General features: G+C 64.9%; 14 protein-coding genes and 2 tRNA genes. 3 read left to right on the top strand and 13 right to left on the bottom strand.

The features are described from left to right. Positions 1-40 precede the first annotated feature (40 nt). From nuoI to AC3WRC_RS08500, 13 genes are all read right to left on the bottom strand, one after another. Positions 41-532 (bottom strand): NADH-quinone oxidoreductase subunit NuoI, encoded by a 492-nt coding sequence (nuoI, locus tag AC3WRC_RS08560; protein ID WP_017503987.1) that lies wholly within the window; start codon positions 530-532, stop codon positions 41-43. Next, positions 532-711 (bottom strand): hypothetical protein, encoded by a 180-nt coding sequence (locus AC3WRC_RS08555; RefSeq protein WP_492303563.1) that lies wholly within the window; start codon positions 709-711, stop codon positions 532-534. The genes nuoI and AC3WRC_RS08555 overlap by 1 nt, the downstream gene beginning before the upstream one ends. After that, the gene (gene nuoH, locus AC3WRC_RS08550; protein WP_295173776.1) at positions 711-1,784 is read right to left on the bottom strand and encodes an NADH-quinone oxidoreductase subunit NuoH; all 1,074 of its coding nucleotides are present in this window, start codon (positions 1,782-1,784) and stop codon (positions 711-713) included. Before nuoH ends, AC3WRC_RS08555 begins: the two co-directional genes overlap by 1 nt. Positions 1,785-1,787: 3 nt before the next feature. After that, positions 1,788-3,833 (bottom strand): NADH-quinone oxidoreductase subunit NuoG, encoded by a 2,046-nt coding sequence (gene nuoG / locus AC3WRC_RS08545; protein WP_492303562.1) that lies wholly within the window; start codon positions 3,831-3,833, stop codon positions 1,788-1,790. After that, the gene (locus tag AC3WRC_RS08540) at positions 3,833-4,222 is read right to left on the bottom strand and encodes a hypothetical protein (RefSeq protein WP_492303561.1); all 390 of its coding nucleotides are present in this window, start codon (positions 4,220-4,222) and stop codon (positions 3,833-3,835) included. The genes nuoG and AC3WRC_RS08540 overlap by 1 nt, the downstream gene beginning before the upstream one ends. Before the next feature lie 2 nt (positions 4,223-4,224). Continuing rightward, positions 4,225-5,538 carry an NADH-quinone oxidoreductase subunit NuoF gene (gene nuoF, locus AC3WRC_RS08535; RefSeq protein WP_091747082.1) on the bottom strand — a complete coding sequence of 438 codons (1,314 nt, stop codon included), beginning with the start codon at positions 5,536-5,538 and terminating at the stop codon, positions 4,225-4,227. A gap of 2 nt (positions 5,539-5,540) precedes the next feature. Continuing rightward, positions 5,541-5,768 (bottom strand): hypothetical protein, encoded by a 228-nt coding sequence (locus tag AC3WRC_RS08530; RefSeq protein ID WP_492303560.1) that lies wholly within the window; start codon positions 5,766-5,768, stop codon positions 5,541-5,543. Further along, a complete protein-coding gene (locus AC3WRC_RS08525) occupies positions 5,768-6,031 on the bottom strand; it encodes a hypothetical protein (RefSeq protein ID WP_492303559.1) in 264 nt (87 codons plus the stop codon). The genes AC3WRC_RS08530 and AC3WRC_RS08525 overlap by 1 nt, the downstream gene beginning before the upstream one ends. After that, positions 6,031-6,708: an NADH-quinone oxidoreductase subunit NuoE gene (nuoE, locus tag AC3WRC_RS08520; RefSeq protein WP_017503995.1), complete on the bottom strand. Its 678-nt coding sequence runs from the start codon at positions 6,706-6,708 to the stop codon at positions 6,031-6,033. The genes AC3WRC_RS08525 and nuoE overlap by 1 nt, the downstream gene beginning before the upstream one ends. Continuing rightward, on the bottom strand, positions 6,705-7,883 hold the full coding sequence (locus AC3WRC_RS08515; RefSeq protein WP_088582886.1) for an NADH-quinone oxidoreductase subunit D: 1,179 nt from the start codon (positions 7,881-7,883) through the stop codon (positions 6,705-6,707). The genes nuoE and AC3WRC_RS08515 overlap by 4 nt, the downstream gene beginning before the upstream one ends. An 86-nt stretch (positions 7,884-7,969) precedes the next feature. Then, positions 7,970-8,599: an NADH-quinone oxidoreductase subunit C gene (locus tag AC3WRC_RS08510; RefSeq protein ID WP_017503997.1), complete on the bottom strand. Its 630-nt coding sequence runs from the start codon at positions 8,597-8,599 to the stop codon at positions 7,970-7,972. After that, a complete protein-coding gene (locus tag AC3WRC_RS08505; RefSeq protein ID WP_087119131.1) occupies positions 8,596-9,225 on the bottom strand; it encodes a NuoB/complex I 20 kDa subunit family protein in 630 nt (209 codons plus the stop codon). The genes AC3WRC_RS08510 and AC3WRC_RS08505 overlap by 4 nt, the downstream gene beginning before the upstream one ends. Continuing rightward, positions 9,195-9,572 (bottom strand): NADH-quinone oxidoreductase subunit A, encoded by a 378-nt coding sequence (locus AC3WRC_RS08500; protein WP_017503999.1) that lies wholly within the window; start codon positions 9,570-9,572, stop codon positions 9,195-9,197. The genes AC3WRC_RS08505 and AC3WRC_RS08500 overlap by 31 nt, the downstream gene beginning before the upstream one ends. A gap of 205 nt (positions 9,573-9,777) precedes the next feature. Here AC3WRC_RS08500 and AC3WRC_RS08495 point away from each other — a divergent pair, with 205 nt between their 5' ends. The 3 genes from AC3WRC_RS08495 to AC3WRC_RS08485 all read left to right on the top strand — a co-directional run bounded on the left by AC3WRC_RS08495 (position 9,778) and on the right by AC3WRC_RS08485 (position 11,736). Further along, positions 9,778-11,409 carry an AbgT family transporter gene (locus AC3WRC_RS08495; RefSeq protein WP_492303558.1) on the top strand — a complete coding sequence of 544 codons (1,632 nt, stop codon included), beginning with the start codon at positions 9,778-9,780 and terminating at the stop codon, positions 11,407-11,409. 96 nt (positions 11,410-11,505) lie between these two features. Beyond that, positions 11,506-11,582, top strand: a tRNA-Asp gene (locus AC3WRC_RS08490). An 80-nt stretch (positions 11,583-11,662) separates the two neighbouring features. Next, a tRNA-Asp gene (locus AC3WRC_RS08485) sits at positions 11,663-11,736 on the top strand. Position 11,737 lies beyond the last annotated feature (1 nt).

The raw sequence follows: 11,737 nt of genomic DNA, 5'->3' as shown, positions 1-11,737 counted from the left end.
ACCCCGTTTGGAATCGGCGACCCGTTTAGCGAGATGCGCCTTAGCGGTAAGGCGCGTCGAGTTCCAGATTCTTGGCGATCTGCCGTTCCCAGCGGTCGCCGTTATCGAGCAGGCGTTGCTTGTCGTAGAGCAGCTCTTCGCGCGTCTCGACGGCGAACTCCGAGTTCGGCCCCTCCACGATGGCGTCCACCGGGCAGGCCTCCTGGCACAGGCCGCAGTAGATGCATTTGACCATGTCGATGTCATAGCGGGTCGTGCGGCGGCTGCCGTCGGCGCGCGGCTCGGCCTCAATGGTGATGGCCTGGGCGGGGCAGATGGCTTCGCACAGCTTGCAGGCGATGCAGCGTTCCTCGCCGTTCGCATAGCGACGCAGCGCATGCTCGCCGCGGAAACGCGGCGACTGCGGATTGCGCTCGAACGGATAGTTCACCGTCATCTTGGGACGGGCCATATATTTCAGCGACAGACCGATGGCGCCGATGACGTCCAGCATCATCGCGCCCTTGGTCGCCTGGACGATACGGGTGAACATCAGGGCTTATCCTTGGGGGCAGGCGTCGTCTGAGAAGCGGTCTGGCTGGCGCGCCAATCCTGTTCGATGCGGTCCTGGCGTTGCTGCCATTGATAGCTCGACTCGGGCATGCGCGACGCGTCGGGCGCGCAGGCGGCGGTCGTCGTCAAAAGCCCCAGGCCGATGATGACACCGCGCATCACGACCCCACCACGAAGACGCGCCAGGCCGACACGATCACGACCGCGACGAGCGACGTCGGCAAGAAGATCTTCCAGCCCAGACGCATCAGTTGGTCATAGCGATAGCGCGGCACGAACGCCTTCACCATCGAGATCATGATGAACCAGAACACCGTCTTGATCATGAAGGTCAGCAGATAGATCGTATAGGCGATCCAGGCCGGCAGCCCATCCATCCAGGCCTGCGGCACGCCGGGATTCCAGCCGCCGAAGAACAGCAGGCTGATCATCGCTGACATGAAGACGATGTTGACGTACTCGCCCATCATGAACAGCAGATACGGCGTCGAGCTGTATTCGACCTGATAACCGGCGACCAGTTCGGACTCGGCCTCGGGCAGGTCGAACGGCGGGCGGTTGGTCTCGGCCAGGGCCGAGATGAAGAAGATGATCGACATCGGGAACAGGATCACCACCAGCGGCCAGGTGTCAGCGCCGCCGCCGAAGCCGTACCAGTTCCAGAACATGCCCTTCTGGCTGTCGACGATCGCCGACAGGTTCATGGTGCCGGCCAGCAGGATCACATTGATGATGATCAGGCCCAGCGAGACTTCATAGGACACCATCTGCGCCGCGGAACGCAGCGAACCCAGGAACGGATACTTCGAGTTCGAAGCCCAGCCGCCCATGATGATGCCGTAAACGCCCAGCGACGACACGGCGAAGATGTACAGGATGCCCACGTTCAGGTCCGACACGACCCAACCGGGCGCGAACGGAATGACCGCCCACGCCATGAAGGCCAGGATCACGGTGATGATCGGGGCGATGATGAAGACCGCCTTGTCGGCGCCGGCCGGAATCACGACCTCCTTCAGCACGAACTTGATCATGTCGGCGAAGGATTGAAGCAGACCAAAGGGGCCGACGACGTTCGGACCCTTGCGCATCTGCACGCCGGCCCAGACCTTGCGGTCGGCGAGCAGCAGGAAGGCGACGGCGATCAGCACGCCGACCGTGATCAGCAGGACCTGGCCGACCGTGATCAGCGTCCAGCCCAGAGGCGTGGCCCAGAAGGAAACGGGGTCCATGGCTTACTCCGCCGCCATTGCGACCGGCTGGGTCCGCAGGGCGGACAGCTCGGCCATCGTCGCGCTGGCGCGCGCTATCGGATTGGAAAGATAGGGGTCGGTCACGACCGAGACGAAAGCGCGGTCGCCCAGATTGCCCTTGGCGCCCAGGGCCGCCACGTCGAACGTCGCCGGCGCGGGCAGATAGTCGATCCGGCCAAAGGTCGGGTGATCGCTCATCAGCTTGGCGCGCAGTTGCTCCAGCGTGTCGTAAGGCAGGGTCTTGTCGACGCGCGCCGACAGGGCGCGGATGATGGCCCAGTCTTCCTTGGCCTCGCCCTTGGGGAAGACGACGCGTTCGGCCATCTGCACCCGGCCCTCGGTGTTGACGTACAGGCCGGCCTTCTCGGTATAGGCCGCGCCCGGCAGGATCACGTCCGCGCCGTGCGCGCCGCGGTCGCCGTGACTACCCAGATAGACACGGAAGGCGTTCGAACCGGTCGGATCGACCTCGTCGGCGCCCAGCAGGAACAGAACGTCAAGCGCATCCGGCTTCAGCATTTCGGCGACGGTCAGGCCACCCTCAGCCGGCACGAAGCCCATGTCCAGACCGGCGACGCGCGACGCCGCGTGGTGCAGGACGTTGAAGCCGTTCCAACCGTCGGCGACGACGCCGACCTTCTTGGCCAGGGCGCCGAGCGCGTTCAGGACGGCCGGCCCGCCTTCCCCGCCCAGCGCGCCGGAGCCGACGATGATCGTCGGACGCTCGGCCTTGGTCAGGAAGTCCAGCGCCGACTTCGGCAACTTGGCCAGGGTCTGCGTGCCTGCGCCCAGATAGGCGTAGTCGAACGTCAGGTCGGCCTGTTCGCCGATCAGACCGATCTCCATGTCGCCCTTCAGCCAGGCCTTGCGCAGGCGGGCGTTCAGCAGCGGCGCCTCGGTGCGCGGATTGGCGCCGACGATCAGAACAGCGTCAGCTTTTTCAATGCCTTCCAGGCCGGAGTTGAACAGCCAGCCTTCACGCGGGCCATAACCCAGGGCGGCGCCGTCCTGGCGGCAGTCGGTGTTGTTGGAGCCGAGCGCGCGGAACAGATCCAGCGTCGCCTTCATCGACTCGGCGTCCTGCAGGTCGCCGGCGATGACGCCGATACGATTGGCCGAGGCGGCCTTCAGCTTGGCGGCGACGGCGTCCAGCGCCTCGTTCCACGAGGCGGCGCGCAGCTTGCCATTCTCGCGGATCCACGGACGGTCCAGACGACGCGCGGTCAGGCCGTCGACGACATAGCGGCTCTTGTCCGACAGCCACTCCTCATTGATGCCTTCGTTGACGCGCGGCAGCACCCGCATGACCTCGGACCCGCGGTAGTCGGCGCGGATGTTCGAACCCAAGGCGTCCATGACGTCGATGGTCTCGGTCTTCTTCAGTTCCCACGGACGATAGTGGTACTGCCACGGGCGGTGCGTCAGGGCGCCGACCGGGCACAGGTCGTTGACGTTGCCCGACAGCTCCGAGGCGACCGACTTTTCCAGATAGGTCGTGATCTCGGCGTCCTCGCCGCGCGAGATCATGCCGATGTCCGGCACGCCTGCGACTTCGGTGATGAAGCGGACGCAGCGCGTGCACTGAATGCAGCGCGTCATGAAGGTCTTGATGGTCGGACCCATCGCCTTTTCTTCAACCGCGCGCTTGTTCTCCGAATAGCGCGAGCCGTCGCGGCCATAGCCGACCGACTGGTCCTGCAGGTCGCACTCGCCGCCCTGGTCGCAGATCGGGCAATCCAGCGGGTGGTTGATCAGCAGGAACTCCATCACCCCTTCGCGGGCCTTCTTGACCATCGGCGTGTCGGTGAAGATTTCCTGGCCGTCGGCGGCCGGAAGCGCGCACGAAGCCTGCGGCTTCGGCGGCCCAGGCTTCACCTCGACCAGGCACATGCGGCAGTTGCCGGCGATGGACAGGCGCTCGTGATAGCAGAAGCGCGGAATCTCTTGTCCGGCGCGTTCGGCGACCTGGAGCACGGTCATGCCGGGCTCGAACTCGGTTTCGACGCCGTTGACCTTGGCGATAGGCATCAGCGGGCCTCTTGCTTGGCGGCGGGAGCCGCCATTTGTACATCCACGGACATCCGCTGACCGTCGCGGAACAGGCCCGCGCCGTCGGCTTCCGCCCGGCATTCGAATTCCAACCTGCCGCCATCGACCGGCGCACGCCACGACACCTGGGCTGTGCGTTCGCCGGTGGCGGTGAAGGCGACGGCGTCGCCTTCCTGGCCATACATGCGGTTCACCACGTCGCGGCAGGCCGCTTCGAGGTTCGCCGGAGCCGCCGCCGTCGTGGCAGGCGCGACGTCAGCGGGAGCCGCCGTCGCAGGCGCCGTCGATGCTTCAGGCGCAGCCTTTTCCCCCTCGCCGCAAGCGGCGAGGATCGGAAGCGTCAGCAACAGGGCGACGGCGAGGCGCATCTCTACTCCGCCGCGATCGCGTGGCCGGCGAAGTTCGCGCGGCGGCTACGATAGTTGGCGATCCGCTCTTCGATCTCGTGACGGAAGTGACGGATCAGGCCCTGAACCGGCCAGGCGGCCGCGTCGCCCAGGGCGCAGATGGTGTGGCCCTCGACCTGTCCGGCGACGTCCAGCAGCAGGTCGATTTCAGACGGATCGGCCTCACCCACGGCCATCCGCTCCAGCACGCGCCACATCCAGCCGGTGCCTTCGCGGCACGGCGTGCACTGGCCGCAGCTCTCGTGCTTGAAGAAGTAGCTGATGCGGGCGATCGCCTTCACGATGTCGGTGGATTCGTCCATCACGGTCACGCCGGCGGTGCCCAGCGACGAGCGAACCTCGCGCATGGAATCGAAGTCCATCAGGACCGTTTCGGCCTGTTCGCGCGTGATCACCGGGCAGGACGCGCCGCCCGGGATGATGGCCTTCAGATTGCTCCAGCCGCCACGCACGCCGCCGCCGTGATCCTCGATCAACTGACGCAGCGGGATCGACATGGCTTCTTCGACCACGCAGGGCGTGTTCACGTGGCCGGACAGGGACATCAGCTTGGTGCCGGTGTTGTTCGGACGGCCGAAACTGGCGAACCAGTCGGCGCCGCGACGCAGGATCGTGCCGACGACGGCGATCGACTCGACATTGTTCACCGTGGTCGGGCAGCCGTACAGGCCCGCACCGGCCGGGAACGGCGGCTTCAGGCGCGGTTGACCCTTCTTGCCTTCCAGCGATTCCAGCAGCGCCGTCTCTTCGCCGCAGATGTAGGCGCCCGCGCCGTGGTGGATATAGACGTGGAAGTCCCAGCCGTGGACGTTGCCGTCGCCGATCAGCTTGGCGTCATAGGCCTGCTTGACGGCGGCTTCCATCCGCTCGCGCTCCAGCACGTATTCGCCGCGCAGATAGATGTAGCAGGCATGCGCCTGCATCGCGAAGCTGGCGATCAGCGCGCCTTCGATCAGCAGGTGCGGATCATGACGCATGATCTCGCGGTCCTTGCAGGTCGCGGGCTCGGATTCGTCGGCGTTGATGACCAGGTAGTGAGGACGATCCTTCACTTCCTTGGGCATAAACGACCACTTCAGGCCGGTCGAGAAGCCGGCGCCGCCCCGGCCGCGCAGACCCGAAGCCTTGACGTTGTTGATGATCCAGTCGCGCCCAAGGTCCAGCATGTCCTTGGTGGCGTTCCAGGCGCCGCGGTTCTTCGCCCCGTCCAGCGTCCAGTCGTGGAAGCCGTACAGGTTGGTGAAGATGCGATCCTTGTCTTCGAGAATGCCGACCATCTTCAGTTCCGATCTCCGCGCGTGTCCGCGCGCTTCATCATGCTACGGCCCCACAGCGCGATCCCGACGCCCATGACGGCTATCAGCGCGCCCACGGGTATCATGACGTCCAGATCGACCGGGAGGACACCCATCAGCGTCAATACGATCAGCCCCAACCCCATGACTACATCGGCGAGGCCGAGGAGATAAAAGGTTTTGAAATCAACAGGCTTGGCTTGCTTCGCCATCACAGCCCCCCCGCCAGACGGCGTTTGTGGTGGCGCGTGCGCATCCAGATGGCCGCGATGACCATCACCCAGCCCGCCGCCAGCATGAAGTAGGAGAGATTGACCGCCCACGGCCCGACTACGCCCTGACGCGAGATCAGGATCAGAACGGCCGCGCCGACGACCATGGCCAGGCCGCCCGCGCGCAGCGGACGCCCGACGTTGCGCAGTTCCTTGCGGTAGGCTGCGCGGCCCTCCTCTGTGTTCAGATCCGGCGGCGACATCAGGCCGGCGCCTTCTCGACCGGCGCGGGGTCGCTGTTCGGCAGCTTCTTGATTGGCTTGGCGGCCGAGCCGTCATACAGCGTCGCGTCAAGCAGGGTCTTTGGCCCGCCTTCCGGCGCCGCATTGGTGCGACCGATGTAGGAGCCCGGCTCGGGCGTCTTGCCGGCGGCGAAGTCGTCGATGATCCGGCCGATCGTCTCGGGCGTCAGGTCCTCGAAATAGTAGTCGTTGATCTGGGCCATCGGCGCGTTGGAACAGGCGCCCAAGCACTCGACTTCCTGCCAGGTGAAGCGGCCGTCGGCGGACAGATGATCCTTGGGACCGATCTTTTCCTTGCAGACGCGCATCAGCTCATTGGCGCCGCGCAGCATGCACGGCGTGGTGCCGCACACCTGGATCAGCGCTGTCTTGCCGACCGGCTCCAGCATGAACATGGTGTAAAAGGTCGCGACCTCCAGCACCCGGATATAGGCCATGTCCAGCAGTTCGGCGATGGCGCGGATGGCGGGCTCGGACACCCAACCTTCCTGCTTTTGCACCAGCCACAGGATCGGGATCACCGCCGACTGGCGACGACCTTCTGGATATTTCTTGATCCACCATTCGGCCTTGGCGGTCGTATCGGCCGAGAAGGCGAACGAGGCGGGCTGTTCCTTGGCGAGGCGACGAACGCTCATCGGTCCACTTCTCCGAAAACGATGTCGAGCGAGCCCAGAATGGCGGACACGTCGGCCAACTGGTGGCCGCGGTTCATCCAGTCCATCGCCTGCAGCGAGCGGAAGCCCGGCGCCGAGATCTTCACACGATACGGTTTGTTGGTGCCGTCCGACACCAGATAGATGCCGAACTCGCCCTTGGGCGCCTCGACCGAGGCATAGACCTCGCCCTCGGGCGTCTTGAAGCCCTCGGTGTAGAGCTTGAAGTGGTGGATCAGCGACTCCATCGAGCGCTTCATCTCGCCACGGCGCGGCGGGACGATCTTGTTGTCCTCGACCATCACCGGCTCGCCAGGGCAGTTGCGCAGCTTGTGGATGCACTGCTCCATGATCCGCACCGACTGCTTCATCTCCTCGATGCGCACCAGATAGCGGTCCCAGCAGTCGCCGTTCTTGCCGACGACCACGTCGAAGTCGAGCTCGGCATAGCACTCATAGGGCTGCGACTTGCGCAGGTCCCAGGCGATGTTCGAGCCCCGCAGCATCACGCCGGTGAAGCCCCATTCCAGGGCCTGCTGCTTAGACACCACGCCGATGTCGACGTTGCGCTGCTTGAAGATGCGGTTCTCGGTGACCAGGCTTTCGATGTCCTTCAGCGCCGGCGGGAACTCGTGGCACCAGCGGCCGATGTCGTCGATCAGGTCCATCGGCAGGTCCTGGTGGACTCCGCCGGGACGGAAGTAGTTGGCGTGCAGACGGGCGCCGCAGGCGCGCTCGTAGAACACCATCAGCTTTTCGCGTTCCTCAAAGCCCCAGAGCGGCGGCGTCAGGGCGCCGACGTCCATGGCCTGGGTCGTCACGTTCAGCATGTGCGACAGGATGCGGCCGATTTCCGAATACAGGACGCGGATCAGCTGTGCCCGGTACGGAACCTCGATGCCCAGCAGCTTCTCGATGGCCAGGCAGAAGGCGTGCTCTTGGTTCATCGGCGAGACGTAGTCCAACCGGTCCAGATACGGCACGTTCTGAAGGTAAGTGCGCGCCTCCATCAGCTTTTCGGTGCCGCGGTGCAGCAGGCCGATGTGCGGATCGACGCGCTCGACGATTTCGCCGTCCAGCTCCAGCACCAGGCGCAGCACGCCGTGCGCGGCCGGGTGTTGCGGACCGAAGTTGATGGTGAACTTGCGGTCTTCCATCTCGCGCGCGTGGGCGGTGCGGGTGTCGAGGTCGTCCTCGAACACATCGACGCCCAGCGGCGGCAGGGTGGGGTTTCCGTCAGCCATTACGCCTGGCCTCCCGCCTTCTCGTCGCCGGGCAGGACCGGCGCGGGGTATTCGGCGCCCTCCCAGGGCGACAGGAAATCGAAGGTGCGGAATTCTTGGGTCAGCTTGACCGGCTCATAGACCACGCGGCGCTGTTCCTCGTCGTAACGGACCTCGACATAGCCCGTCATCGGGAAGTCCTTGCGCAGCGGATGGCCTTCAAAGCCATAGTCCGTCAGCAGGCGACGCATGTCCGGGTGGCCCGAGAACAGCATGCCGTACATGTCGTAGGCTTCACGCTCGAACCAGTTGGCGGCCGGATAGGCCGAGATGACCGAAGGCACCGGCTGAGTCTCGTCGGTCGAGACCTTGACCCGCAGGCGCGCGTTCCGCGTCATCGACAGCAGGTGATAGACCACCTCGAACCGTTCCTTGCGATCCGGATAGTCCACGCCGCACAGGTCGAGCAGTTGCTGGAAGCCGAACTGATCGCGCAGCGTCGTCAGCACCTCGACGATCCGCTCGCGCGGCGCGACCAGCGTCAGTTCGCCGAACGCCACCTGGGCCTCGACGCCCAACGCCCCGACCATCTCCGCGCCCAGCGGCGTCAGGGCGGCTTCGTGTTGCGCTTGAACAGCCAGAGAGGTCATCGGTCGATGGTCCCCGTGCGACGGATTTTCTTCTGCAGTTGCAGCAGGCCGTAAAGCAGCGCCTCGGCAGTCGGCGGACAGCCGGGCACATAGACATCGACCGGCACAACGCGGTCGCAACCGCGCACGACGCTGTAACTATAGTGGTAGTAGCCGCCGCCGTTGGCGCAGCTGCCCATCGACACGACATAACGCGGATCAGGCATCTGGTCGTAGACCTTGCGGATGGCCGGGGCCATCTTGTTGGTCAGGGTGCCGGCGACGATCATCAGGTCGGACTGACGCGGGCTGGCGCGCGGCGCCATTCCGAAGCGCTCGACATCGAAGCGCGGCATCGACATCTGGATCATCTCGACGGCGCAGCAGGCCAGGCCGAACGTCATCCACATCAGCGAGCCCGTGCGGGCCCAGTTGATGACGTCGTCGGCGGCGGCGACCAGATAGCCGCGCTCGCCGAGCTCCATGTTCACGGCTTCGAAGAACTTGTCGTGGACCTTGGGGTCATAACCCTCGACGGTCGAACGCGCGCCGGCGCCGGCCGGAACCAGCGGCGCGCCCGATGCGGACACCAGGCCTGCGGGCTTGGAAGCGGCGACTACTCCCATTCCAGGGCTCCCTTCTTCCATTCGTAGATGAAGCCGATGGTCAGCACGCCCAGGAAGACCATCATCGACCAGAAGGCGAACACCATGCCAGCGTGCGACAGATCGAACATCGACACCGCCCACGGGAACAGGAAGGCGACTTCCAGGTCGAAGATGATGAACAGGATCGACACCAGATAGAAGCGGATGTCGAACTTCATCCGGGCATCATCGAAGGCGTTGAAGCCGCACTCATAGGCCGACAGCTTCTCACTATCGGGGCTCTTCGGCGCCAGCAGCAGCGGCAGCACGATGAAAAGAATGCCGATGAAGGCGGCTACGCCGGCGAAGACCAGGACCGGAAGATATTCGAGAAGGAATGCGTTCATTCGAAGAACCTCGTCCGCCGGGGAGAGGCGGGATTCGGCGCTTCTTAGACCCAAGACCGCCGCCGTTCAAACCCCTGCGGCCATTGGATTTTCATTGAGAACGGCTCGCAACTTTGCGCGCCATATGTCGCAGGGCCGACGCTTGCGCGTCGCCGGGCTGCAAAGGCCTATTGGCGAGCCGATCGCGTAACCGAAAGTCATCCGAATGAGCCTAGCCAGCCGCGCCCTGAACGCTGTCGAACGGATCGGCAATCGACTTCCCGATCCTGTCTTCCTGTTCCTGTGGCTGATCGGCGGTCTGATCGTCCTCAGCATGGTCGGCTCCGGCCTGGGCTGGTCGGCCGTCAATCCGGTGACCGGCGATCAACTGGTCGCCAAGAGCCTGCTGTCGGCCGAGAATCTGGAACAGTTGATCATCGGCATGCCGCGCACCCTGGCGGACTTCCCGCCCCTCGGCATCGTCATCACCATCATCTACGGCGCTTCTGTCGCCGAACGGACCGGGATGTTCGCCACCGCCATTCGCGGCGCCCTGCTGAACGCCCCGCGCTCCATACTGACGCCCGTCGTCGTGATCACGGGCATGGTGTCCCATCACGCGTCGGACGCCTCCTATGTCGTGGTCATCCCGCTGGCGGCCGTCATCTTCGCTGCAGCGGGCCGACATCCGCTGGCGGGTCTGGCCGCAGGCTTCGCCGCCGTGTCGGGCGGATACGCCGGCAACCTGTTTCCCGGCGCCAGCGACGCCTTGATCCTGGGCATCACTGAGCCGGCCGCCCGCCTGATCGATCCGTCCTATTCCGTGAATATCGCGGGCAACTGGTTCTTCATCGTCGGCGTCGTCTTCGTCTTCACCCCCATCGTCTGGTTCCTGACCGACCGGGTGATCGAGCCGCGCCTCGGCGTCTGGAAGCCGTCAGAGGGGGTCGCCGCCCCGAACGCTTCGGAAAAACAGCCCCTGACCGCCGCCGAGAAGCGCGGCCTGAAGTTCGCCGGTCTGGCGCTGCTGGGCATGATCGCTCTGTGGACTCTGCTGACCTTCATACCGGGCTCGCCGTTCGTCGATCCCGAGGTGGACCCGGAGCAGAAGTTCAATCCACTCTACAAGTCCCTGGTCGCCTTCTTCGCCATCACCTTCTTCGTCACCGGCGGCGCCTATGGCGCGGGAGCCGGCACGATCCAATCGCACCGCGACATGGTCACGATGATGCGCGACGGCATAGCCCAGTTGGCGCCCTATATCGTGCTGGCCTTCTTCGCCGCCCACTTCGTGGCTATGTTCAATTGGTCGGGCCTGGGGCCGATCCTGGCGGTCAATGCGGCGGCCGGACTGAAGACCCTAGCCCTGCCCGCCCCGCTGCTTCTGATCTGCGTCGTCTTCGTCTCCTGCTTCTTCGACCTGTTCATCGGCTCGGCCTCGGCGAAATGGTCGGCCCTGGCGCCCATCGTTGTGCCGATGTTCATGCTGCTGGGCATTTCGCCCGAGATGACGACCGCCGCCTATCGCATGGGTGATTCCGTCACCAACATCGCCACGCCGCTGATGAGCTATTTCCCGCTGATCCTGACCTTCGCCCAGCGATGGGATCCGCGATTCGGTTTGGGCTCCCTGATGGCGACCATGCTGCCCTACGCCGGAGCCTTCCTAGTCGCCGGTTTGGCCATGGTGGCGGCTTGGGTCGCCTTCGACCTGCCGCTGGGACCGGGCGTCGGCGTCCACTATGAGCCGCCGCCTCCCGCCGTGGCGGCCCATGAGCCTGCCGACGGCGGCGTAGCGGGCCCGCACAGCCCGCCCCAGGCGGCGATCGTCACACCGTCCACAGCCCCGTCGCGTTGAGGGGCACGTTTCTCCGAAAAGGTCGCTTGACGCGATGTGTCAGCCCGCCTAAACGACGCCCCTCGCCGGGGCGCACAGCCGCTTCGGCCGGGAAACGCGGGTGTAGCTCAGTTGGTTAGAGTGCCGGCCTGTCACGCCGGAGGTCGCGGGTTCGAGCCCCGTCACTCGCGCCACTCCTTCTAGAAATAGAAGAGTGGCGCACACCGCCTTCCCAAAAAGCTTTCGAAACAGCTCAAAAGTTTCGACCTGATACGCGGGTGTAGCTCAGTTGGTTAGAGTGCCGGCCTGTCACGCCGGAGGTCGCGGGTTCGAGCCCCGTCACTCGCGC

The organism is Brevundimonas sp. EU05-FHT14B07 (assembly GCF_058790795.1).
The sequence above is the reverse complement of the archived record's forward strand: the minus strand, read 5'-3'. Positions and strand labels throughout refer to the sequence as shown.

What these genes read in the sequence shown, in the direction of transcription:
- nuoI (WP_017503987.1), bottom strand. Translation starts at nt 532, where the DNA reads ATGTTCACCCGTATCGTCCAGGCGACCAAGGGCGCGATGATGCTGGAC.
- AC3WRC_RS08555 (WP_492303563.1), bottom strand. Translation starts at nt 711, where the DNA reads ATGCGCGGTGTCATCATCGGCCTGGGGCTTTTGACGACGACCGCCGCC.
- nuoH (WP_295173776.1), bottom strand. Translation starts at nt 1,784, where the DNA reads ATGGACCCCGTTTCCTTCTGGGCCACGCCTCTGGGCTGGACGCTGATC.
- nuoG (WP_492303562.1), bottom strand. Translation starts at nt 3,833, where the DNA reads ATGCCTATCGCCAAGGTCAACGGCGTCGAAACCGAGTTCGAGCCCGGC.
- AC3WRC_RS08540 (WP_492303561.1), bottom strand. Translation starts at nt 4,222, where the DNA reads ATGCGCCTCGCCGTCGCCCTGTTGCTGACGCTTCCGATCCTCGCCGCT.
- nuoF (WP_091747082.1), bottom strand. Translation starts at nt 5,538, where the DNA reads ATGGTCGGCATTCTCGAAGACAAGGATCGCATCTTCACCAACCTGTAC.
- AC3WRC_RS08530 (WP_492303560.1), bottom strand. Translation starts at nt 5,768, where the DNA reads ATGGCGAAGCAAGCCAAGCCTGTTGATTTCAAAACCTTTTATCTCCTC.
- AC3WRC_RS08525 (WP_492303559.1), bottom strand. Translation starts at nt 6,031, where the DNA reads ATGTCGCCGCCGGATCTGAACACAGAGGAGGGCCGCGCAGCCTACCGC.
- nuoE (WP_017503995.1), bottom strand. Translation starts at nt 6,708, where the DNA reads ATGAGCGTTCGTCGCCTCGCCAAGGAACAGCCCGCCTCGTTCGCCTTC.
- AC3WRC_RS08515 (WP_088582886.1), bottom strand. Translation starts at nt 7,883, where the DNA reads ATGGAAGACCGCAAGTTCACCATCAACTTCGGTCCGCAACACCCGGCC.
- AC3WRC_RS08510 (WP_017503997.1), bottom strand. Translation starts at nt 8,599, where the DNA reads ATGACCTCTCTGGCTGTTCAAGCGCAACACGAAGCCGCCCTGACGCCG.
- AC3WRC_RS08505 (WP_087119131.1), bottom strand. Translation starts at nt 9,225, where the DNA reads ATGGAAGAAGGGAGCCCTGGAATGGGAGTAGTCGCCGCTTCCAAGCCC.
- AC3WRC_RS08500 (WP_017503999.1), bottom strand. Translation starts at nt 9,572, where the DNA reads ATGAACGCATTCCTTCTCGAATATCTTCCGGTCCTGGTCTTCGCCGGC.
- AC3WRC_RS08495 (WP_492303558.1), top strand. Translation starts at nt 9,778, where the DNA reads ATGAGCCTAGCCAGCCGCGCCCTGAACGCTGTCGAACGGATCGGCAAT.